Genomic DNA, 22,024 nt, shown 5'->3' on the forward strand with positions numbered 1-22,024 from the left:
CGCCACGTTCTGAACTGACCGCTCCAGGAGAACCACCGCACATGTACGAGCTGAACCGGGTCCGCCTGTACTCGATCGGACCGGCGGGCGCCCGCTATGCCGACACGGTGCTCGACCTGCGCGGCGTCGGCGAGCCGGTCCCCGAGCCGCAGCCCCAGCAGATCGGCCTGTTCGGCGAGGAACCCGAGGGCCCGCAGCGCCGCCCCGCACCCGCCGGCGTGCTGTTCCTGGAGAACGGCGGCGGCAAGTCCGTTCTGCTCAAGCTGATCTTCTCGGTGATGCTGCCCGGCCACCGCAACACCCTCGGCGGCGCCTCCTCCGGCGTGCTGCGCAAGTTCCTGCTCGCCGACGACTGCGGCCACGTCGCCCTCGAATGGCAGCACACCGTCACCGGCGAACTCATCGTCGTCGGCAAGGTCAGCGAATGGCGCGGCCGACAGGTCTCCTCCGACCCGCGGAAGTTCGCCGAACTCTGGTACTCCTTCCGGCCCGGCCCCGGCCTCACCCTGGACGGCCTGCCGGTCGCCGAACGCCCCAGCCTGGCCGGCGACCAGAAGACCCGCGGCCGCCGCCGCACCATGAAGGGCTTCCGCGACACCCTCACCGAGGCCGGCAAGGCCCACTCGCACCTCGACGTCACCTTCGAAGAGATCCACGACCGCTGGAACGAGCACCTCGGCGCGCTCGGCCTCGACCCCGAACTCTTCCGCTACCAGCGCGAGATGAACGCCGACGAGGGCGAGGCCGCCGGCCTGTTCGCGGTCCGCAACGACGCCGACTTCACCGACCTGCTGCTGCGTGCCGTCACCGACACCCGCGACACCGACGGCCTCGCCGACCTCGTCCACGGCTTCGCCGCCAAGCTCGGCCGCCGCGCCGAACTCACCGCCGAACGCGAGTTCACCGCCGGCTCCGTCGACCTGCTCCAGCGCATCGTCGACGCCACCGCCGGACGCGAGACCGTCCGCGAGGGCCACCGCGCCGCCGAACGCCGCACCCGCAGGCTCGCCCTGTCGCTGTCCGCCCGCTCCGCCGTCGAACGCGACCGCGTCCACGACCTCGCCGTCGAGGTCGCCGCCGCCGCGAGCGCCGTCACCGCCGCCGAGACCGACCGCACCCGGCACGACCGGATCGTCGCCGAACTGACCTACCGGCACGCCACCCTCGGCCTGGAGGCCGCGACCGCCGAAGCCGGCCGACTGCGCCGCGAACTCACCGACGCCCGCGCCCAGTTCGCCTCCTGGCAGGCCGCCGAGGCAGTCCTGCGGCACCGCGCCGCCGCCGACCGCGCCGGCCGCGTCGCCACCGCCATCCGGGAGGCCGAACTCGACGCCGCCCCCGCCCTCGCCGCCCGCGACCGCGCCGCCGGCGCCCTCGCCCGCGCCCTCGAAACCGCCGCGCTCAGCGCCGAGACCCGCGCCGACCAGGAAGAACTGCGCGCCGACGAGCTCCAGCAGGACGGCTCCGCCGCCCAGGCCGAAGCCACCGCCGCCGCCACCGCCGCCCAGAAGGCCCGCTCCGAGGCCGAACACCTGCGCCAGCGCCTCACCGAGGTCGAGCAGGAGACCGCCGCCGCCGTCGAAGCCGGCTGGATCGACGACTCCGGCGCCGAACCCGACCCCGCCCGCGCCGCCCTGCACGCCGCCGACGCCGAACGCGCCGCCACCGAAGCCCTCGACCAGGCCCGCACCGCCGCCGACTCCGGCGCCGTCCGGGCCCGCGAGTCCGCCGCCGCCGAAGCCCGCGCCGAACTCGCCGCCGCCCGCGCCACCGACGCCCGCACCGCCGCCGAACGCACCCTCGCCGCCGAACAGCGCACCGCCGCCCAACTCGCCGCCGAACCCCGGCTCGCCGAACTCCTCTCGCTCTCCCCGTACCAGGACGGCGCGGACGAGACCGAAGGCTTCCTGACGCCCCGTCAACTCGACGCCTCCGCCGAGGACCTGCGCGAACTGCTCGACCAGGCCGTCGCCAACGCCGAACGCACCCTGTTCGACCTGCGCACCGCCGCCGCCGACGACTCCCGGATCCTCGCCGCCCTCGGCGACGGCGGCCTGCTGCCGCCCGGCCCCGACGTCCTCGCCACCGTCGAACACCTCGGCGAACAGGGCATCCCCGCGCTGCCCGGCTGGCGCTACCTCGCACAGTCCGTCGACCCCGCCGACCACGACGCCATCCTCGCCGCCCGCCCCGAACTCGTCGACGGCGTCGTCGTCACCGACCCCGCCTCGCTCGACCGGGCCCGCGAAGCCCTCGCCGCCGCCGCCCTGCTGCCCCGCTCCACCGTCGCCGTCGGCACCGCCGCCGCCCTCATCGCCCCCATCGAGGGCGAACCCGGCTTCTTTCTCGTGCCGCCGAACCCGGCCATGCACAACGAGACCGCCGCCGACGACGAACGCCGCGAACTGCGCGCCCGCGCCACCGCCCGCGAGGAACACATCCGCGAACTCGCCGCCCGCCTCGGCGGCGACCGCGCCCTCGCCGCCCGACTCGCCTCCTGGCACGCCGCCTGCCCGCCCGGCACCCTCGCCGAACTCGCCGAAACCGCCGCCGCAGCAGCCGACCGCGCCGAAGCCACCGCCGCCGAACTCGCCACCCTGCGCGCCGACCACGCCGAAGCCGACGCCGACCACCAGGCCGCCGCCGCCCGCCACGAGGAGTGCCGGGAGACCGCCCAGCGCACCCGCCGCCGCGCCGACGCCCTCGCCGGCCTCGCCTTCCGCCTCCGCGAACGCGCCAACTGGACCCGCCGGCAGCGCGAACTCGCCGACGACGCCACCGAATGCGAACGCCGCCAGGCCCTGTGCACCGAACGCGCCCGCACCTGCGACGAGGACCGCCGCGCCGCCCAGCGCGCCGCCGACGACGCCCGCCGCACCGTACGCACCCTGCGCGGCGAACGCGCCGAGATCGCCGCCGCCGAGATCGCCGCCGACCCCGACGACACCGCCGTGCCCGCGTCCCTCCCCGCCCTCCGCGAGGCCTACCGGGCCGCCGCCCAGCTCTACGAAAAGGTCGGCGTCGGCGCCGACCTGCGCGCCGAACAGGCCCGCGCCGAAGGCGACCAGGCCGCCGCCGCAACCGAGCTGGAACGCCTCAGCAACAAGGTCAAGGCCCGCGCCGAAGAACTCCTCGCCAGCCCCGACGGCGCCGACGGCCCCGCCCGCCAGGCCGCCGCCGCCCGCGCCGAGGAACTCGTCACCATCATCGAGGCCCGCTCCGGCGCCGCCGCCGAAGAAGTCGGCCGCCTGCGCGGCGACGCCGAACGCTCCGCCCCGATCAACGGCGACGCCCACACCGACCTCCCCGAAGACCTGCTGCCCGCCGACCCCGAACACGCCCAGGCCCTGCTGCGCACCGCCACCGCACTGCTCGCCGAACGCCGCGAACGCGTCGACACCGCGCGCACCGAACACGCCGACCTGCAGCGGACGTTGGACCAGGCCCAGGCCGCCGCCACCGACTTCGAGGAACTCGCCGTCCAGCTCCGCGACGCGCTGCGCGACAACACCGGCGACGAGACCGAGACCGCCGACGTCTACCTCGGCGGCCTCGCCGCGGCCCGCGCCGCCGCCGCCGACACCCGGCGCGCCATGCGCACCGCCGCCACCGAGCTCACCGGCGCCGAACTCGCCGTCCGCGACGCCTCCGACGCCCTCGTCCGGCACGCCAACGCCGCCCGCTACGAGGCCGTCCGCACCCCCGCCCGCCAGCAGATCCGCGAGCTGCCCGCCGCCGCCCTGCCCGACCACGCCGCCGCCTGGGCCGCCGCGTTCGCCCCCCGCCTGCGGGTCCTCACCGACGAACTCGCCCAGCTCGAACGCAACCGCGCCTCCATCGTCGACCGCCTCCGCGGCCTGGTCGAATCCTCGCTCGCCACCCTGCGCGCCGCCCAGCGACTCTCCCACCTCCCCGAAGGCCTCGGCGAGTGGTCGGGCCAGGAGTTCCTGCGCATCCGCTTCGAGGACCCGGACCACGCCGTCCTGGTCGAACGGCTCGGCGAAGTCATCGACGAGGCCACCCGGTCCGCCGTCAAGAAGAACTCCGACCTGCGCCGCGACGGCATGTCCCTGCTGCTGCGCGGCGTCGCCGCAGCGATCGGCCCCAAGGGCGTCTCCGTCGAGATCCTCAAGCCGGACGCGGTTCTGCGCGCCGAGCGGGTCTCGGTCGGCCAGATGTCGGACGTCTTCTCCGGCGGCCAGCTGCTCACCGCGGCCATCGCCCTCTACTGCACGATGGCCGCCCTCCGCGCCAACGACCGCGGCCAGTCACAGCTCCGCCACGCCGGCACGCTGTTCCTCGACAACCCGATCGGCCGCGCCAACGCGACCTACCTGCTGGAGCTCCAGCGCGCCGTCGCCGACGCGCTCGGCGTCCAACTGATCTACACCACCGGCCTGTTCGACACCACGGCGCTCGCCGAGTTCCCCCTCGTCATCCGCCTCCGCAACGACGCCGACCTCCGGGCCGGCCTCAAGTACATCTCGGTCGAAGAACACCTCCGCCCCGGCCTCCCGGCCCCCCAGGACCCCGACGGCCCGACGATCCACGGAGAGATCACGGCAACGAGGATGTTCCGCAAGCCCGAGTAGGAATCACTGTGTTCGAGGCGACCGAGGACGGGCCGGGATCACCTGGCCTGCTCGGTCGCGCGCTGCCGCAACTCACGGACATGAGTGTTGCGGTGGAACGGGCCGGTCATGGCGAGCATGGCGTCGATGCGGTCGTGGCATCGGGCGGACTGGACGAGTGGGAAATCGTCCAGCGCCCGGTGCCACTCGACGCACGCTTCCTCGATTCGTCCGGCTTCGAACTTTCGCTCGGCGAGCATCGCCCCGTACCGGACCCGGGTGCGCCGGAAGATCGGCTCGCGCAGACGATGGGATTCCTCCATCGACCTGATCGACCCGTTCAGGTCGCCGAGCTCGTAGCGGACTTGTGAGATGTGGTAATTCAGAGCTGAGGGGTCGTAGGAGCCGAACGCTTTGGCCTGGGACTCGGCCTTCTCCATCGAGGCCTCGGCCTCGGCGATCCTCTGAAGAGCCACCGCCCGGTCTCCGACGATGGAGGCGGCGTGTGCCTGCTGGCCTGCCAGGAACGCGCGCATCCGGGGCGAGGCCTGGGGTGAGGCGGACGAGGCGTCATCCGCCAGTCGAAGAGCTGTCGCGCCGTCGCCGAGATCCCCGTGCATGACGCTCATGCCACGCAGGGTGGTGCAGAAGGTGAGCCGGTCCCCGGCGGCTGCAGCCAACTCCAGTGCCTTGGCGTAGTAGCGGTCGGCGAGGCCGTCCAGCCGCTCGTCCATGGCCATGTATCCGGTCAGGTAGCAGTGGTCGGAGGCGGCCGAGAGCATCGCCGCTCTGACCTCGTCGGTAGCCTCGGCGTGGAGGTAGGGCACGATCGTGTTCACCAGGAACGCCGCGGCCATGGGCCGGGCGAACCGGCCGCCGAACTGGTCGTCCAGGGCGCTGACCTGCTCGGTCATCGCAGTGACGGCCTCGACTTCGCGCATGCCGATTCGGGTGTGCGGGTTGGCCCGGATCAGCTTGGAACGGCTTGTGGCTTCCTGCCAGCCGGGGATGGCCATGGTTGCTGCGTAGAGGCCGGCAACGCCCATCAGCGCTCGGCGAGATGGGTCCATGTCCGCCCTCCCCAGTTCAGCCAGTCCGGTCAGCGTATCGGCGTCGGTGGCGACCGCAGATGTGGTGGCAAAGCCGGCTTCCACCGCTGTCACCGGCCGCCCGAGGCCTCGTGCCAGGACAACCAGGATCAGGTCCTGGGTCTTCCTTCGGGGCAGCGTGCCGTCGTTCAGCCAGTGACTCACCGACGACTCGTCGTACTTCAGGCGCAGGCCGGCACGGGTGCCCGCGCTGTTGATGGCACGGGCGAACTGTCCATGCTTCCAGCCCAACTCGTCCAACAGCCCCGTCAGGGCGGCATTCTGATCGGCCCTCATTGGCATGGGCGACATCATGCCTGAATTCAAGTCTTTCAACTCGCGATCACGGCGGAGCAGTTCACTCCAAGCAGAGGTGGACGGTTGGCTGTTGGTGCGGCAGATCGGCATCCGGGCATGCCCTGGCCTGTCGCGCATCCGGTACTCGATCGAAGGGACACGCGCGATGAACAGCATGGACGAGAAGATGCTGCTGGAGGCGTCTGGCCGAGTCTTCGGCGACGAGCCCGTGTACGAAGTCATGGAAACCACCGACCGGTACAGCTACAAGAAGATCTCCGGGTCGAGCGACTCCGTGCAGACGTACGACACCACTGCAGTCTGACGACCCGCGACCGGTCGTGACGCTTTGCGAGGTTGCGGCCGGTCGCACCATTCCCACCGACGCGTGAAGGGGAGTCCGTCGATGTTCCAGTTCCGTATGACGCATGCAGACATCACCTACGACCGGCCCGGAGATCGCCGTCGTCGACTCCGCGGGGTTCCATCGCATCCTGGCCGAGATCCCGGCGAGCAGGGACGACTGGACCACGATCGACGTTTCCCCCGGCCACACTGTTCGTCTCAGGACCGGGACCGCCTGCACCGCACCGCAGTACTTGGCCAGTGCCGACGGAGTCCTGTACGGATCGTGGGATCTCACGGACCTGCGCGCACACCAGGATCCGGACCGGCTGGACGAGGTGGCCGTCACCCGACACCTCGGACTGCGCGCCCGCTATTCGGCGTCCACCTTCTGGCAGGACATCAGGCTTCTGACCGAACGGGCGACTGCGTCCTTCGGACCGGAGGGCTCGTTGACGATCCAGTTCCCGAAGGCGGCCGAGCACACCCGGGCGCGGGTTGCCAGAGGCGGAGCCGACCCGATCCCGCTGTTCCGGGACATCCTCGATCTGGCCGTCACCCGGGTGCCCTGGACCGGCTTCAGAACTGCCGTGCAACTGTCCTGCGGTATGGACTCTGCGGTTGTCGCGTTGGCGATGCAGACCGCTCCCCAGGGCCGTGGGGTCACTGCCGGGGCCGTGATGCTGGACGGCGAGCGAGGAAATCAACAGGGCGAGCGCCGGAAGCTGCTCCTGAAGTACCTCGCAGGCGGATGGGCGGACGTCACCGTGCAGGCCCTGGACCATCTGCCGTACGGGCCCGCATCGAGCTTCAGCAGCAACAATTGGGTCTCTCCGAGTGCCGACATCTACACCGATGCCCTCGGTGCTCTCTCCGGCCACTTCGCGCAGCGCGGGGTCACGGCCGTGTTCACCGGCATCGGCGGCGACGAGTTGATGGCCACCACCTCAGCCGAGGACGAGGGCGGATGGGGCGGCTTCGAACCGGCCGACCTGCCGTCCTGGCTCGGGCCCAATGCCATCGATGCGGTCAGGGACATCGACACGGCGATCACCCCGGCCTCTGCTGTGCCTGAGACCGCGCTCATGGCCAAGGCCGTGTGCGGCCCGGAGTTCCTGCGCCGTGGCCTGTGGCCGCTCCATCCGCTCACCGACCCGGTTCTGGTGCGGTACTGCGAGTGGCTGCCGCTGGAGTGGCGACGTGACAAGCGCGCTCTTCGGGAGGTGGTGGACCGCACCGGGTTGCCCGATTGTGTCTCCCGCCCCCGGATCGTGGAGAACTTTCAGCAGGTCGTCACGATGGCCATGTGCAAATACGGCGTCCCCCGCATTCGGAAGATGCTCACGGAGGGCTTCCCACTGATCGGGGCGGGTCTCCTGGACCCGGATCTGCTGTCCTCCACGGCTGACCGGCTGGCGAACGGCACCATCGTGAAGGGCGACCACGAGGTGGTGTTCGTGCTGCTCGCGGACTCCGCCCTGATTCATCGCTAGGCTCTGTGTTCCGGGCGTTCCGGGCGTTCCGAAGGAGACGATCGTGTATCGGATGCGTGAGGCCACCGCAGCGGACGCGGGCCCGATCGCGGACATGGTTCGGGCGAGGTCGGCGTGGTTGTCCGGCCGGGGGCTCGGCGAGTGCGCGGACCTGGCGGAGGAGTACGGCTCGCAGGCCGGGAACCCGGTCTTCCCGGTGTGGGTGCTGGAGCACGAGAGCGACGGTGTGGTCGGCTGCACCTCGCACTTCGGGAACGAGTCGCTGCCGCCGTGGGCGTTCACCGAGGACGAGCGGTCCGAGCCGACGCTGTTCCTGGCCACGACCTTCACCCGCCCGAACCGGCATCGGCTCGGACGGCTGATCGCCTGGTGGTCGCTGGACAGGGCCGCCGGGCAGGGGATGACCTGGGTGCGGCGCGGTACCGGACAGGACCGGCTGGCCAGGTACTACCAGGAGGCCCAGGGGTGGGACTTGCTGCGAGTCTCCGACCGGCGAGGGCAGCAGGTCCACTTCCTCCAGCGGAAGGCCGAGCCCGTGCCCGGCCTGGCCGACCTGATGGCCGGCCGAGGGCTCTGAGGACCGGCGAAGCCCACCGGGACAACGATTTCACGTCCCGGTGGGCTTCGCGTCGGGTCGTCAGCGCTTCGTCGACACGGTGACCGAGGCGACCTTCATCGGGTGGCCCGGCTCGGTGGCCGTGGTCGGGGAACTGCCGTGTGCGGCGGGGAGGTTGCCGCCGATGGCGACGTTCAGGATCAGGAAGATGCCGTGGTGCACCGCCTGGTCCCAGGCGGCGGGTTCGACCTGGTCGGAGGTGACGGCGAAGTACTCCTGGCCGTCGCGGAGCCAGCGGACCTTCTCGGTGGCGGAGGTGCGGTCCACCTCGATCGTCCAGGTGTGGAACGCGCCCCAGCAGTCCGCGCAGGGCTGTTCGCCGGAGCCCAGTCCGTTCGGCTCCTTGCAGGGGCCGTTCGGGGTGGTGCCGCAGTGCATCGTGCCGAAGGCGCCGCGGCCGCCGACCGATTCGAGGACGTCGAGCTCGCCGACGCCCGGCCAACCGGTGTACCCGTCACGGAGTTTGCCGCCGAGCGCCCAGAACGCGGGCCAGTATCCGGCAGCGGCAGGGCCGTTGACGGCGGGAAGCGCCAACTTCGCCTCCACGCGCAGTACTCCGCCCGCCGGTGCGGCGAAGTCCGCGCGCTTGGACTCGATGCGGCCGGAGGACCAGTGGCCGGAGGCGTCCCGGGTGGGCACGATCTCCAGTGAACCCTGCCCGTCCAGGCGGACGTTCGCGGTGGAGTCGGTCATGGTCTCGATCTCGCCGGTGCCCCACTGCGGGGCGGGGCAGCCGGGGTAGCAGGTGCCCAGGTCGTACTGCCAGTTCGCGGGGTCGGGCTTCGTGCCGGCCGGGCCGTCGAACTCGTCGTGCAGCAGGGTGGTCCAGCCGTCGCCGAACAGGCCCGCCTCGGTGAGGAGTTGGTCGAGCCGCGCGGTGAGGACGACGGCCGCCGCGTTGGTCAGGTGCGAGTCGTCGCGGTACAGCAGGACGTGTTCCAGGACGGCCGGGCAGGTCCGGCCGTCGCCGGGGCAGAGCACCTGGTTGACGCCGACGGTGCGCACGCCGGGGACGCGGCCGGCGGTGATCTCCTCGGCCAGCGGGTCGGCCCACAGGCCCTCGCTGCGCGGGAAGTCGCAGGCGGAGGTGGTGTCGGGGTGCCCGGAGACGCAGGCCGGGACGTCCCGGCCGGGGATCGGGGTGTCCTGCAGGTAGACGATCGGGACGCCCAACTCCCGCAGCGGGGTGAGGGTCTGCTCCCAGCCGTGCAGCAGGGTCTCCCGGTCGGCGGTGTAGCGGTTCATGGTGGAGACCACGATCAGCTTCGGCTTCGGCCCGTCCTTGAGCCTGGCCAGCGCGTTCGTCCGCCAGGTGTCGCACTCGTGGTAGGTGCGTCCCAACTGGGGGTTGTTGACGGTGAGTTCGGGCAGCGGGCAGCCCTGCTTGACGAGTTCCTCGACGGACAGGCGGTGCTGGGCGGCGACGCCGAGCATGGCGGAGAACCACTGGCCGGCGTGCGAGTCGCCGAGCAGCACGATCCGGTCGTCGCCGTTGCCGAAGCGGCAGGGCGGGCTGGTGGTGTCGGCCGGGTTGACCTCGCAGAGGCCGTCCGGCGGGAAGTCCTGCCGGGCCTGGACGGGGTTGGGCACGGTCGGGCCGTTGGCGGGCGGGGCGGCGGCGAGCAGGGTGCGGCCGTCGCGGGCGCCCGGCGGCAGACCGGCCGGGTCCGGGGGAGTGGAGGGGCCGAGGTTGCGGAGCGTGCCGGAGCCGACGACCAGCGCCAGCACCACCGGCATCACCACTGCGGTGAGGCCCAACGACAGTCCGCGGCGCGGGATTTCACCGAGCACCAGGCTGCGGCGCAGCGGCTGCTCCAGCCAGTGCAGGGCGGCGAGCGCGGGCAGTGCGGCGGCCGCCGTCAGGGCGACCTTGACGCCCCAGTGCAGGGCGCCCCACTGGGCTTCGGCGAGCACCAGCACCGGCCAGTGCCACAGGTACAGGTTGTAGGAGAGCCGGCCGATCGCGCGCGGCGCGCCGAGCGACAGCACCCGTCCCACCAGGTGCGTCCCGGAGCCGGCCAGGACGATCGCGGCGGTGCCGACGGTGGGCAGCAGGGCGGCGTACCCGGGGTAGGGGGTGCGGGCGTCGAAGAGCAGCACCGCGGCGAGCACTGCGACCATGCCGCCGAGGCCCAGCAACTCCCGTATCAGGCGCGGTACTTGCCGGATCGGAAGCAGCGCGATGACCGCGCCGGCGGCGAACTGCCAGGCCCGGGTGGGCGTGGAGAGGTACGCGCCGGCGCTCCAGTGCAGGGAGAGCCAGAACGAGCCGGCGCCGAGCAGCAGCGTCAGGCCGAGCAGGGTGCGCCGCTTCCAGACCCAGCGGGCGGCGAGCGCCATCAGCGGGGCCCACAGCAGGTAGAACTGCTCCTCGACGGCGAGCGACCAGAAGTGCAGCAGCACGCTGGGGTCGCGGCCGGCGGCCAGGTAGTCGGTCTGTTCGGCGATGAAGCGCCAGTTGGCGACGGACAGCGCGGAGGCGAGGACGTCGCGCTCCAGGTCGGCGCGGCGCAGCGGCGCGGTGAGCAGGGCGCCGAGGACGGCGACCACGGCGAGCACGACGGCGGCGGAGGGCAGCAGTCGGCGGGCGCGGCGCGAGTAGAACTCGGCGAGCCGGACCTTGCCCGTGGCGGCGCTCTCGCTGCGCAGCAGGCCGGTGATGAGGTAGCCGGAGATGACGAAGAAGACGTCGACGCCGACGAAGCCGCCGGCGAGGCCGGGCACGGCCGCGTGGAAGGCGAGCACGGCGAGCACGGCGACGGCCCGCAGGCCTTCGATGTCGGGTCTGAACTTCGGCCGTTCGACGGGTGGTTGCCCGAGAACGACGGTGAGCGGGGCGGTGCTGGTGGACACGGGAGGTGGACCTTTCAGCCCAGCCAGGGCAGCATCGGCGCCGCCCAGCCGGAGGCGAGCAGGGCGATCAGGGCGAGCGTGCTCGTGACGGCGAGGGCCTCGGGCCAGCGCCTGGGCCGCATCGCCGGGCGGGCCCCGGATTCGGTCGGTTCGGTGGCGTGCGGCCGCAGTTCGGCGTACAGGTCGCGGATCAGCGGGACGCCGAGGTGCAGCTGCACCGCGAGGTACAGGGCCAGGCCCCAGGTGTAGTGCCAGCCGTGCAGGGCGGTGGCGGCGGCGATGCCGACGGTGGTGGCGGCCAGCGTGCCGGCCGTCCAGACCAGCGAGACCAGCAGCACGTTGCGGGCCATGCCGCCGGAACGCCCGGGCTTGGCCGCGCCGGTGGGCACCCAGGCGGCGCTGCGGCCGCGGAGGGTGTGCCAGTAGGCGGTGGCGGCGGCGAAGCTCATCAGCACGTTGGCGCGCAGGACTTCGGAGCGCCAGCGGGTGCGGCTGACCCGGGGCAGCAGGACGTGCCAGAGCCACAGCAGGGAGAGCATCGGCAGCACGTACCAGGCGCGGACCTCGCCGGGGTAGGCGAACAGCATGACCAGCGGCGGCAGCGGTGCGGTGAGCACGTTCACGGCGGCGGCCAGGTAGCCGACGATGCCCTCGTCGAAGCAGCGTCGCATGCGCCAGGTCATGGCCTTGCGGGCGGTCCTGTCGCCGATCAGGTGCAGGTTGCCCATCGTCCAGCGGTACTGCTGGTTGACGAAGCTGGTGGTGGAGTCGGGCGAGGTGCCCTTGGCGACCAGCACCGGCACGTAGCGGGTGGTGAACCCCTGCTGGTGCAGGGCGAGCCCGGTGTACATGTCCTCGCTGTGGTCGAGCCGGGCGAAGCCGCCGGCGGCGTCGATGGCGGAACGCCGGTACACCGCGTTGGAGCCGCAGCAGATCGCCGCGTCGGAGGCGTCCCGGCTGGGCTGTATCCAGCGGAAGAACCACTCCTGGGCGGAGCCGGCGGCGCGCTGCACCCAACCCATCGAGGCGTCGGTGTCGAAGCACTGCGGGCTCTGCACGATGCCGACCTTCGGGTCGCCGAAGTACGGCAGCAGGTGGTGCAGCAGGTCGGCGCGCGGCGCGAAGTCGGCGTCCAGGATGGCGACGTACTCGCCCCTGCTGAGGCCGAGCGCGTGGTTGAGGTTGCCGGCCTTCTTGAACTCGCCGCGGTTCGGCCGCACGACGTAGTGGTAGCCGAACTCGGCTGCCAGCGCGGCGACTTCGGGTCGGTCGCCGTCGTCCAGCACCCAGACGTCGAGCTGTCCGGGGTGGTCGAGCCGCGCCACTGCGCGGTAGGCGTTGGCGAGGATGTCGAGCGGTTCGCCGCAGGTCGGCAGGTACAGGTCGACGGACGGCGCCTCGGCGGGCTGCCAGGCGGCGACCAGCAGTTCGTGGCCGGCCCGGGTGAAGCGCCGGCGGCGCAGTCCGTTGAGGCAGGTCAGGGCGAGCGCGACCACATTGACGCCGAGAACGGCCAGGAACGGCCAGAGTGCGGGCGTGCGCAGCGAAAAACTGAACATGGTGGCCGCGCTGAGCACGAAGGCGAGTGCGGAGAGTAGCGGAACCCAGCGGCGCTGAGGTCCGAAATACCAGTAGAGCTCCTGATCGGAGGGTGGCGACGGAAGGTGATTGACAGTCATATGGGCCCCCCACGGCCGGTCATTGACACCTGTCGCCGGTCAGATTACCCGATTGGTATAGACCAAATGACCACGGAGGATGAACGGTGGGGCAACTCCGGTAAAGCCCGTGTGACCAGGCATGACCGTGTCAGGAAGTGCCCCCCGGCATCTGCCCGGTGGGGCTTCTGAGGCGGTTGACGAACAGAGTGACGAGACGGTTCCACGGTTGAACTGGCGAAGGGTCGCCGGATCGGCTGGCGAGTATTCGCCTTGCCTGGATGGTGAATTGACGGATCGTCAGGCTCGTGGCCGGAGGCTCGGTCGGCGGCTCAGTGGGCGGCGGGCTTCGGGGTGGTGAAGCACGGCTCGGCGGCGGCGAGCACCGCATCCAGCAGGCCGGGGAAGCGCGCGGCAAGATCGCCGACGCGCAGTGTGTTCATCTTAGAGGTGCCGCGACGGTGCTGGCGGATCAGTCCGGCCTCGCGCAGGACGCGGAAGTGGTGCGTCAACGTCGATTTGGTGACCGGAAGTTCGAACGCCAGGCAGTTCAGCTCGTCGCCGCCCGCCCATGCCAGGTCCGCGACGATCCGCAGCCGGGTCGGGTCCGCCAGCGCGTGCAGCACTGCCTCGAGGCGCAGCTCGTCGACGGCCGGCTCCGGCAGCAGTCCCGGGCAGTCCTGGTGGCAGTCCTCGTCGATGGTCACGCTGCCATAGTACGAGAACTCTCGTAGTTTGACAGATCTCGTAGTACGGCGGCTATCGTACGAAGCGAAGACATCGTCGCTGTCGGGACCACAGGAAGGACGGGCCCTCATGAGCGCCCTGTTCGAACCGATCACCCTCCGTTCGCTGACCATCCCCAACCGGATCTGGCTCAGCCCGATGTGCATGTACTCGGCCGCCCCCGAAGGCCCCGAGACCGGCGTTGCCACCGACTTCCACCTCGCCCACCTCGGCTCCCGCGCCGCCGGCGGCGCGGGTCTGGTCATGGTCGAGGCCACCGGCGTCCGCCCCGACGCCCGGATCTCCCCGTGGGACCTCGGCCTGTGGAACGACCGGCAGCAGGACGCCCTCGCCCGGGTCGCGGCGCTGATCCGGCAGCACGGTTCGGTTCCGGCGATCCAGCTGGCCCACGCCGGGCGGAAGGCCTCCACCGGGAAGGCCAACGCGGGCGGCGGTCCGCTGGGCGTCGAGGACGGCGGGTGGCCGGTGGTGGGCGCCTCGGCGATTCCCTTCAACGACGGGTACCCGGCTCCGCTGGAACTGACGGAAACTCAGATCGCGGAACTGGTCGAGGACTTCGCCTCCTCGGCCCGTCGCGCACTGGCCGCAGGCTTCCAGGTGGTCGAGGTGCACGGCGCCCACGGCTACCTGGTCCACCAGTTCCTCTCCCCGATCACCAACCACCGCACCGACGGCTACGGCGGCGATTTCGCGGGCCGCAGCCGCCTGGCCCGCGAGATCGCCACCGCGGTGCGGGCCGTCTGGCCCGCGGACCTCCCGGTGCTGTTCCGCGTCTCCGCCACCGACTGGGTCCCCGACCGGCCCAGCTGGACGGTCGAGGAGAGCGTCCTGCTCGCCAAGGAACTCCAGGCCATCGGCGTCGACCTGATCGACGTCTCCACCGGCGGCCTCGTCCCGCACGCGAAGATCGCCGTCGGGCCCGGCTACCAGGTCCCGTTCGCGGCCCGGATCCGCCGCGAGTCGGGGCTGCCGGTCAGCTCGGTCGGCCTGATCACCGAGCCGGCCCAGGCGGAGGCGATCCTCACGGACGGCGAGGCGGACGCGGTCATGCTCGGCCGCGAGCTGCTGCGCGACCCGTACTGGCCGCTGCACGCGGCGAAGACGCTCGGCGTGAAGGCCGACTGGCCGGAGCAGTACGGCTTCGCCGTCGCGAGGTGAGCCACGAGGGGCGCGGGGGCCGTCCGTGGATCAGGTGAACAGCCAGGGGCGCGGAACGGCGCGGCCGAGCGTGCACCATCAGCCAGATCGCGACGCAGGAGGGGGAGTTGCACTATCTCGCGATCCTGCCGGTGGGCGCCTTCCGCTTCGCGCAGTTCCCCGCGCCCCCGGTTGTGCTCTCACTGGTCTCGAGCCCTCCTGCCATTTTGTCCGGCTCCACCATGAACATCCCGAGCAGCACCCCCACCAGCGGAACCGCCGGCAGGACCGCGAGAACGCCCTCCGGGCCGTGGGACTGGGCGATGAGGCCGAAGAGCGGGGCGAGCAGGCCGCCGACGCTGACGGCGAGGCCGAGGGTGACGCCGGCGGCGGTGCCGGGGCGGGTGGGGAGGTAGTCCTGGCCGAGTTTGACCAGGACGGCGAACGGCAGGTTGAGCATCGCGCCCGCCAGCACGGCGAAGAGGAGCGGCGCCCACGGACCCGGCGTCACCCGGAGGAGCAGCAGTGCGGGGGCGGTGAGCGCCGTGCCCCACTGCGCGGTGCGGACCATGCCGATCCGGTCGGCGAGGCGTCCGCCGCCGAGGGTGCCGACGACGCCGCCGAACAGGAAGCAGGTCAGGGCCGCGCCCGCCAGCAGGTGGGAGGCGCCGAGGTGGCGGAGCCAGTACAGCTCGATGAAGGTGCTGACCCCGAAGAAGGCGACCGAGCGGACGATCTCGACGCCCGTCAGCACCAGGAACGGCCGCCACCGGTCCTTCCCCGTCCGGACGGCCGAACCGCCGGGGCCCCCGTACCGGCGGTGGCGGGCCCGGAACAGGACGGCGGCCATCGCGAGGGCGGGCAGCACGAACACCGCCGTCGCCCGGACGCCCCACGCGGCGAGCAGCGGAGTGGCGAGCACCGGAGCGAGGAAGAAGCCGACGCTGCCGCCCGCCGCGAAGACGCTCATCGCACTCGCGCTGTCGCCCGCCGCCTCCCGGGCCGCCCGCCCCGCCGCCGGGTGGAACGCCGCCACCCCGAGACCGGAGAGCAGCACCAGCAGCCACACCAGGGCGTAGCCGTCGGCGAGTCCGCTCAGGCCGACGCCGAGCCCGGCCAGGGCCAGGCCGGCGGCGGACAGCCACGGCAGCGGGCGGCGGTCCACCAGCAGCCCGACCAGCGGTTGCGGTACCGCGCTGCCGAGGGTGGCGGCGAGCGTCAACCCGCCCGCGGCGACGTAGCCGTAGCCGCGTTCCAGCACGAAGTACGGGACGACGGCCGGCACCAGCCCCTGGTACAGGTCGTCCACGGCGTGCGCCGCGCCCCACAGTCTCATCCGGCGCCACACGCCGGCCTGTTGCATCGTCATGGACCCAGCGTGGCCGCCGCACCGGCAGGCAGGCTTCCGCTACTCTGCCAACTCATGTCGCCGGCCCGCCAATTGCCACCGCACCAGAAGGAGACCGGCCCGAGCCGTCACCCCCTGGCGCACCACGAACGCATCGACTGGCACTGGCACGACGTCAACCAGCTGATCGCGCCGGGTCTCGGCGTGCTGGAGGTCAGCACGCCGCACGGCCGCTGGGTGGTGCCGCCGCACCGCGCGGTGTGGCTGCCGGCCGGGGTGGCCCACACCCACCGGGCGCACGGGCCCAGCGAGTTGAGGTGCCTGGTGTATCCGGCGGGGACGAACCCGCTGGGCCTGTCCGCGCCCGCCGTGCTGGCCGTCACCCCGCTGCTGCGGGAGATCGTCGCGCACCTGACCGGCCCGGACGCGCCCACCGGACGGCCCGCCCGGACGCTCGAACTGGCCGCCCTGGACCAGCTCGCGCACGCCCCCGAACTGCCGCTCGGCCTGCCGCAGCCCACCGACCCGCGCCTGCGCGACCTCGCCGCGCTGCTCACCGCCGACCCCTCCGACGGGCGTTCGCTGGCCGAACTCGGCCGGGCCGTCGGGGCGGGGGAGCGCACCCTGAGCCGGCTGTTCCGCCGCGAGCTCGGCCTGGGCTTTCCGCAGTGGCGCACCCAACTGCGCCTCCAGCACGCCCTGGTGCTGCTCGCGCAGGGACGCTCGGTGACGTCCACCGCCGCGGCCTGCGGGTTCCGCTCGCCGAGCGCGTTCATCGAGGCGTTCCGGCACGCGTTCGGCACCACCCCGGGCCGCCACCAGCAGCAGTGACGGACGGTCGGCTCCCGTACCCGTAGGGCGTGGTCAGCTCCCGTACGCCGACGGGCGGCCGTTCCGACGGTGGGCGCGTTCGCGCGAACCGTCCAGCGGGCCGGTCGAGTTGGGCGTGCGATGGCGGGAGGCAGCGACCTGGCGGGAGACCACCACGTCTATCAGGCACCAGACCAGGACGAAGACGCCCATCGCCATCAGCGCCAGCGCGGGCACGATCAGGCCGGTGTGCGACCAGGAGGCCAGCACGGCGACTATCACCGTCACCACCGTGAACGCGAATGCCAGGCCCGCCCGGACGGCGGCGGCCCGCACCTCGTCCGGCAGCCGCCTGCGCCGACGACGCGCCATCGCCCCACCCCCTGTCGGACCCCAGGTTGCCCCTGTAGGGGTGAAGGTATGCCGCTACCCGGCTGAATTCCACTCAAACCGGGCGTGTCGCGTGTCGACGGACCGTCAACCCCCCGTTCAGGATCGTATTCCGCCCGGCAAGAGGGCCCGACGGGGAGTCAGTTGGTGAGGGTCGCGTCCAGTTCCTCCAGCGCGCCGACCACGATGGTGCGCATCGCCCGCTCGGCCGCCTCCGGCTCGCCCGCGCAGATCGCCTCGGCGACCTCCCGGTGCAGCTGCACCGCGTACTCGCGCGGCCGGTGCGGCATCAGGCGGTGCTCGGTGCGGCCGGTCAGCACCGCGCCGACGGTGTCCTTGAGGTGCGCGAACATCTCGTTCCCGGACGCCCGCAGCACCGCCGCGTGGAAGGCGATGTCGTGTGCGAGGAAGGACTCCAGGTCCGCCGCCCGGGCGGTGACGGTCAGCTCGACGGCCAGCGCGCCGAGCTCCCGCCGGTCGTCGTCGCTGGCGTTGCGCGCCGCCAGTGCCGCCGCGGCCGGCTCCACCGCGACCCGCAGCGAACCGAGCGAGCGCAACTGCGCGGAGCGGTCCGCGCCGGCCAGCCGCCAGCGGATCACCAGCGGGTCGAAGACGTCCCAGTCGCCGCGCGGCCGCACCGTGATGCCGACCCGGCGTCGCGGCTCGACCATCCGCATCGACTCCAGGATTCGCACCGCCTCCCGCACCACCGTGCGGGACACCCCGTGCTGCGCCTCCAGCTCCTCGGCGCGCAGCACGGTGCCGGCGGGCAGTTCGCCGGAGGCGATCGCCGGGCCGAGGTGGGCAAGCAGTCGGCCGGGCAGGCCCTGGATCTCCATTCCGCCAGCCTATCGGCGACGTCACACCCGGCCACCAAGGGCTCCCACCTGCGGCGATGCAGGAGCGAGGCAGACAAGTATGACGATTGGGTTTCGGCAGCTTGAATAAGTCATACCTTTGGGTCTACCTTGCCCGTGACCAGGCAAGGACAGGAGCACCACCCATGGCTCTCAACGTCGAGAACCAGCAGCCGCCCGTCATCGTGGTGATGGGCGTCTCCGGAGTCGGGAAGACCACCGTCGCCCGACTGCTCGCCCACCGGCTCGGCCTTCCGTACGCCGAGGCCGACGACTTCCACCCCGCCGCCAACATCGCCAAGATGAGCGCCGGGACACCGCTGGACGACCAGGACCGCGAACCCTGGCTGCGCGCCCTCGGCGCATGGCTCGGCGAGCGGGCCGAGGCCGGCACCGGCGGCGTCGTCACCTGCTCCGCCCTCAAGCGCAGCTACCGCGACATCCTGCGGGACGCCTGCCCCGAGGCGTTCTTCCTGCACCTGTCCGGCAGTCACGAGCTGGTCGGCGACCGCATCGCCCACCGCACCGGCCACTTCATGCCGCCCTCGCTGCTGGACTCCCAGTACGCCACCCTCGAACCGCTCCGGGCGGACGAGATCGGCCTCGTACTGGACGTCGACGCCGACCCCGACACGCTCGTCGAACGCGCCGTCGCCGGCCTGCCGAACTGACCCCCACCTCGTCACACCGCCGCCGCCCGGTCAGGACCCGGTCGGTGACGGCCCGTCAATGGAGACTCGCGTGACCCCCACCCTGCTGGCCGCCGCCGCGCCGGCACTTCCCCACACGGACAGCGACGGCCAACTGCTGGTCGCGGTGCTGCTCAGCATCGGCGCGATCGTGCTGCTGATCACCAAGTTCAAGCTGCACCCGTTCCTGGCGCTGACCCTCGGCTCGGGCCTGCTCGCCGCCGTCGCCGGCGCGCCGTTCGACAAGCTGCTGAGCAGCTTCTCCACCGGCTTCGGCTCCACCGTCGCCTCCGTCGGCCTGCTGATCGGCCTCGGCGCGATGCTCGGCAAGCTGCTCGCCGACTCCGGCGGCGCCAACATCATCGCCGACACGGTGCTCGCCCGGACCGGCCCGAAGATGCTGCCCTGGGCGATGGCGCTGATCGCCGCCGTGCTCGGCCTGCCGCTGTTCTTCGAGGTCGGCGTCGTCCTGCTGATCCCGATCGTGCTGCTGGTCGCCCGCCGCGGCAACGTCCCGCTGATGCGGATCGGCATCCCCGCGCTGGCCGGCCTGTCCGTGCTGCACGGCCTGGTCCCGCCGCACCCCGGCCCGCTGGTCGCCGTGGACGCCCTGAAGGCCGACCTCGGCGTCACCCTGGCGCTCGGCCTGCTGATCGCCGTGCCCACCCTGATCGTGGCCGGCCCGCTGTTCTCCCGGGTCGCCCAGCGCTGGGTCGGCCCGCTGGAGATCCCCGCCGACACCACCCCCGTGGACACCGTCGAGCGCGAGAAGACCCCGCGCTTCGGCGCCGTCCTCGCCACCATCCTGCTGCCGGTCGTGCTGATGCTCGGCAAGGCCCTCGCCGACGTGGTCGTCGACGACCCGAAGGCCGGCGTCCAGCGGTTCTTCGACTTCATCGGCTCCCCGCTGATCGCGCTGCTCGCCGCGACCCTGCTCGCCATGGTCACCCTCGGCAAGGCGGCCGGGTTCGACAAGGGCAGGATCTCCGAGACGGTCGGCAGCTCGCTCGGCCCGATCGCCGGCATCGTCTTCATCGTCGGCGCGGGCGGCGGCTTCAAGCAGACCCTGATCGACGTCGGCGTCGGCAACGCCGTCAGCGAGTGGTCCGCCAAGTGGCACATCTCCGCGCTGCTGCTCGGCTGGCTGATCGCCGTGCTGATCCGCCTCGCGACCGGCTCCGCCACCGTCGCCACCATCACCGCCGCCGGCATCGTCGCCCCGCTGGCCGCCGACATGTCCACCACCCACGCCGCGCTGCTGGTGCTGGCCATCGGCGCCGGCTCGCTGTTCCTGTCGCACGTCAACGACGCCGGGTTCTGGCTGGTGAAGGAGTACTTCGGGATGAGCGTCGGCCAGACGCTGAAGTCCTGGTCGATGATGGAGACGGTGATCTCGGTGGTCGCGATCGCCCTGATCATGCCGCTGAGCCTGATCATCTAGCGCGCAGCACCCCGTCCCACGCGCAGTACCCCACAGACCGCGACGCCCTCCGGATCCCGCTTCTCTCCCGGAGGGCGTCGTCGTGCGTCTACCGCGCCAGCAGCTCCGCGGTCCGCTTGCGGACCTCCTCGGTGTCCAGCCCGCGCACCGTCAGCGTGGTGCGCCGCCGCAGCACGTCGTCCACCGTGTACGCCCACTCCTGCTCGGCCGCGTACACCACCTGCGCCCACACGTCCGGCCCGTCCGGGTGGACCCGGGCGCCGAGTTCGGGGCGGTCGGCGAGAAGCCGGGCGATCTCGAAGGACAGCGTGCCGTAGTGGGTGGCGAGGTGGCGGGCCACCAGCGGGTCCATCCGGGAGCCCGGCTCGCGGTCCATCAGCAGGCGGTGCGCGACGGCCTGCGGGGCGCCGATGCCGGGCAGCGGCACGGTCGCCGGGATGGGCGAGACGTCCTCGGCGAGGCCCACGCCGCGCGCGTGCTTCAGCTTCTCCAGCACCACCCGGCCGATGTGCCGGTAGGTGGTCCACTTGCCGCCCGCCACCGACAGCATCCCGGCCCGGCCCTCGGTGACGACCGTCTCCCGCTTGGCCGCAGCCGTCGCCCCCGGGCCGCCCGGCAGCACCCGCAGGCCCGCGAAGGCGTACGTGATGTCCTCGCGCCGCAGGTGCTCGTCGCGCACCGCGTGGCCCGCCTCGGACAGGATCTGGTCGACGTCCGCGTCGGTGGGACGCACGTCCAGCGGGTCGCCGGTGTACTCCTCGTCGGTGGTGCCGAGCAGGACGTGGTCCTCCCACGGGATGGCGAAGGACACCCGGTACTGGTCGATCGGGATGGTCAGCGCGGCCCGCCACGGCGCCTGCCGGCGCAGCACCACGTGCGCGCCCTTCGACAGCCGGATCGACGGCTCGGCGCCCGCGAACTCCATCCGCCGCAGGTGGTCCACCCACGGGCCGGTGGCGTTCAGCACCAGGCGGGCGTCGATGCCGAACTCGGCGCCGTCGAGGCGGTCGCGGACCTCCGCGCCCGTCACCCGGCCGCGGGTGAAGCGCAGGCCCGTCACCTCGGCGTGGTTGAGCACCACCGCGCCCGCGTCGACCGCCGCGCGGACCGTCATCACGGCCATCCGGGCATCGTTCATCTGGTGGTCGCCGTAGACCGCGACCCGCCGCAGGCCCTCGGTGCGCAGCCCCGGCACCGCGCGGGCCGCCACCGCGGGGGAGACCACCCGGCCCAGGCCGTCGCGGAACGCCGACAGCGCCGAGTACAGGAACACGCCCGCGCCGAGCTTGGGCGCCGAGTGCGGGCCGCCCTCGTAGACCGGGACGAAGAAGGTCAGCGGGTTGACCAGGTGCGGGGCCACGTCGGTGGCCAGCGCCCGGCGCTCCTTGTGGTTCTCGGCGACCAGCTTGACCGCGCCGGTCTGCAGGTAGCGCAGCCCGCCGTGGACCAGCTTGGAGGACGCGGAGGAGGTGGCGTTGGCGAAGTCCCCGGCGTCCACCATGGCCACCTTCAGACCCGCCTGGGCGGCCGTCCACGCGGTGGCGGTGCCGAGGATGCCGCCGCCGATCACCAGCAGGTCGTAGCGGGCCCGGCCGAGCAGGTCGCGAGTGGCGGCGCGGGAGGCGACGCGGCCGGCGGCGCGCTCGGCGCCCAGGGTCGGGATGCTTGCCATGGTGTGTGCGGC

The 22,024-nt window shown here is 72.5% G+C and carries 16 protein-coding genes; 8 read left to right on the top strand and 8 right to left on the bottom strand.

Annotated elements, in window-relative coordinates; genetic code table 11:
* Positions 1-41: 41 nt before the first annotated feature.
* Positions 42-4,592: a hypothetical protein gene (locus AMK19_RS26510; protein WP_073815977.1), complete on the top strand. Its 4,551-nt coding sequence runs from the start codon at positions 42-44 to the stop codon at positions 4,590-4,592.
* A gap of 38 nt (positions 4,593-4,630) precedes the next feature.
* On the opposite strand, the gene AMK19_RS26515 is transcribed toward AMK19_RS26510, so the two are convergent.
* On the bottom strand, positions 4,631-5,974 hold the full coding sequence (locus AMK19_RS26515; protein WP_443135044.1) for a tetratricopeptide repeat protein: 1,344 nt from the start codon (positions 5,972-5,974) through the stop codon (positions 4,631-4,633).
* A gap of 148 nt (positions 5,975-6,122) precedes the next feature.
* On the opposite strand from AMK19_RS26515, the gene AMK19_RS36140 reads away from it, so the two are divergent.
* From AMK19_RS36140 to AMK19_RS26530, 3 genes are all read left to right on the top strand, one after another.
* On the top strand, positions 6,123-6,281 hold the full coding sequence (locus tag AMK19_RS36140; RefSeq protein ID WP_158071949.1) for a hypothetical protein: 159 nt from the start codon (positions 6,123-6,125) through the stop codon (positions 6,279-6,281).
* Between the two features lie 103 nt (positions 6,282-6,384).
* Complete coding sequence (locus AMK19_RS26525) at positions 6,385-7,794, top strand: asparagine synthase-related protein (RefSeq protein WP_073815981.1); 1,410 nt, start codon at positions 6,385-6,387, stop codon at positions 7,792-7,794.
* A 43-nt stretch (positions 7,795-7,837) separates the two neighbouring features.
* The gene (locus AMK19_RS26530) at positions 7,838-8,371 is read left to right on the top strand and encodes a hypothetical protein (protein ID WP_073815984.1); all 534 of its coding nucleotides are present in this window, start codon (positions 7,838-7,840) and stop codon (positions 8,369-8,371) included.
* A gap of 60 nt (positions 8,372-8,431) precedes the next feature.
* On the opposite strand, the gene AMK19_RS26535 is transcribed toward AMK19_RS26530, so the two are convergent.
* The 3 genes from AMK19_RS26535 to AMK19_RS26545 form a co-directional block, all read right to left on the bottom strand.
* Complete coding sequence (locus AMK19_RS26535) at positions 8,432-11,263, bottom strand: acyltransferase family protein (RefSeq protein WP_073815986.1); 2,832 nt, start codon at positions 11,261-11,263, stop codon at positions 8,432-8,434.
* A 14-nt stretch (positions 11,264-11,277) separates the two neighbouring features.
* Complete coding sequence (locus AMK19_RS26540; RefSeq protein WP_073815988.1) at positions 11,278-12,942, bottom strand: glycosyltransferase family 2 protein; 1,665 nt, start codon at positions 12,940-12,942, stop codon at positions 11,278-11,280.
* A 311-nt stretch (positions 12,943-13,253) separates the two neighbouring features.
* Positions 13,254-13,628 (bottom strand): ArsR/SmtB family transcription factor, encoded by a 375-nt coding sequence (locus tag AMK19_RS26545; RefSeq protein WP_380476151.1) that lies wholly within the window; start codon positions 13,626-13,628, stop codon positions 13,254-13,256.
* A gap of 109 nt (positions 13,629-13,737) precedes the next feature.
* On the opposite strand from AMK19_RS26545, the gene AMK19_RS26550 reads away from it, so the two are divergent.
* Positions 13,738-14,826 (top strand): NADH:flavin oxidoreductase/NADH oxidase, encoded by a 1,089-nt coding sequence (locus AMK19_RS26550; RefSeq protein ID WP_073815990.1) that lies wholly within the window; start codon positions 13,738-13,740, stop codon positions 14,824-14,826.
* A 112-nt stretch (positions 14,827-14,938) separates the two neighbouring features.
* Here AMK19_RS26550 and AMK19_RS26555 read toward each other — a convergent pair whose 3' ends face one another.
* Positions 14,939-16,174, bottom strand: a complete 1,236-nt coding sequence (locus AMK19_RS26555; protein WP_073815992.1) for an MFS transporter — start codon at positions 16,172-16,174, stop codon at positions 14,939-14,941.
* A 54-nt stretch (positions 16,175-16,228) separates the two neighbouring features.
* Between AMK19_RS26555 and AMK19_RS26560 the strand changes: the two genes are divergently transcribed.
* Entirely contained in the window at positions 16,229-16,984 is a 756-nt protein-coding gene (locus AMK19_RS26560) for an AraC family transcriptional regulator (protein WP_073815994.1), read from the top strand.
* A gap of 33 nt (positions 16,985-17,017) precedes the next feature.
* On the opposite strand, the gene AMK19_RS26565 is transcribed toward AMK19_RS26560, so the two are convergent.
* Together AMK19_RS26565 and AMK19_RS26570 are read right to left on the bottom strand one after the other, a co-directional pair.
* Positions 17,018-17,335 (bottom strand): hypothetical protein, encoded by a 318-nt coding sequence (locus AMK19_RS26565; RefSeq protein WP_143200408.1) that lies wholly within the window; start codon positions 17,333-17,335, stop codon positions 17,018-17,020.
* Between the two features lie 158 nt (positions 17,336-17,493).
* Positions 17,494-18,192 carry a FadR/GntR family transcriptional regulator gene (locus tag AMK19_RS26570; protein WP_073815998.1) on the bottom strand — a complete coding sequence of 233 codons (699 nt, stop codon included), beginning with the start codon at positions 18,190-18,192 and terminating at the stop codon, positions 17,494-17,496.
* Between the two features lie 164 nt (positions 18,193-18,356).
* Here AMK19_RS26570 and AMK19_RS26575 point away from each other — a divergent pair, with 164 nt between their 5' ends.
* Together AMK19_RS26575 and AMK19_RS26580 are read left to right on the top strand one after the other, a co-directional pair.
* A complete protein-coding gene (locus tag AMK19_RS26575; RefSeq protein ID WP_073815999.1) occupies positions 18,357-18,881 on the top strand; it encodes a gluconokinase in 525 nt (174 codons plus the stop codon).
* A gap of 58 nt (positions 18,882-18,939) precedes the next feature.
* A complete protein-coding gene (locus AMK19_RS26580; RefSeq protein WP_073816000.1) occupies positions 18,940-20,340 on the top strand; it encodes a GntT/GntP/DsdX family permease in 1,401 nt (466 codons plus the stop codon).
* A gap of 88 nt (positions 20,341-20,428) precedes the next feature.
* On the opposite strand, the gene AMK19_RS26585 is transcribed toward AMK19_RS26580, so the two are convergent.
* Positions 20,429-22,012, bottom strand: a complete 1,584-nt coding sequence (locus AMK19_RS26585) for a glycerol-3-phosphate dehydrogenase/oxidase (RefSeq protein ID WP_073816001.1) — start codon at positions 22,010-22,012, stop codon at positions 20,429-20,431.
* Positions 22,013-22,024: the final 12 nt, after the last annotated feature.

The organism is Kitasatospora sp. CB01950 (assembly GCF_001905465.1).
GTDB lineage: Bacteria > Actinomycetota > Actinomycetes > Streptomycetales > Streptomycetaceae > Kitasatospora.

Coding starts and splice junctions, on each gene's coding strand:
- AMK19_RS26575 (WP_073815999.1), top strand. CDS start 18,357: ATGGCTCTCAACGTCGAGAACCAGCAGCCGCCCGTCATCGTGGTGATG.
- AMK19_RS26550 (WP_073815990.1), top strand. CDS start 13,738: ATGAGCGCCCTGTTCGAACCGATCACCCTCCGTTCGCTGACCATCCCC.
- AMK19_RS26560 (WP_073815994.1), top strand. CDS start 16,229: ATGTCGCCGGCCCGCCAATTGCCACCGCACCAGAAGGAGACCGGCCCG.
- AMK19_RS36140 (WP_158071949.1), top strand. CDS start 6,123: ATGAACAGCATGGACGAGAAGATGCTGCTGGAGGCGTCTGGCCGAGTC.
- AMK19_RS26525 (WP_073815981.1), top strand. CDS start 6,385: ATGCAGACATCACCTACGACCGGCCCGGAGATCGCCGTCGTCGACTCC.
- AMK19_RS26515 (WP_443135044.1), bottom strand. CDS start 5,974: ATGATGTCGCCCATGCCAATGAGGGCCGATCAGAATGCCGCCCTGACG.
- AMK19_RS26565 (WP_143200408.1), bottom strand. CDS start 17,335: ATGGCGCGTCGTCGGCGCAGGCGGCTGCCGGACGAGGTGCGGGCCGCC.
- AMK19_RS26540 (WP_073815988.1), bottom strand. CDS start 12,942: ATGACTGTCAATCACCTTCCGTCGCCACCCTCCGATCAGGAGCTCTAC.
- AMK19_RS26555 (WP_073815992.1), bottom strand. CDS start 16,174: ATGACGATGCAACAGGCCGGCGTGTGGCGCCGGATGAGACTGTGGGGC.
- AMK19_RS26585 (WP_073816001.1), bottom strand. CDS start 22,012: ATGGCAAGCATCCCGACCCTGGGCGCCGAGCGCGCCGCCGGCCGCGTC.
- AMK19_RS26510 (WP_073815977.1), top strand. CDS start 42: ATGTACGAGCTGAACCGGGTCCGCCTGTACTCGATCGGACCGGCGGGC.
- AMK19_RS26570 (WP_073815998.1), bottom strand. CDS start 18,192: ATGGAGATCCAGGGCCTGCCCGGCCGACTGCTTGCCCACCTCGGCCCG.
- AMK19_RS26580 (WP_073816000.1), top strand. CDS start 18,940: ATGGAGACTCGCGTGACCCCCACCCTGCTGGCCGCCGCCGCGCCGGCA.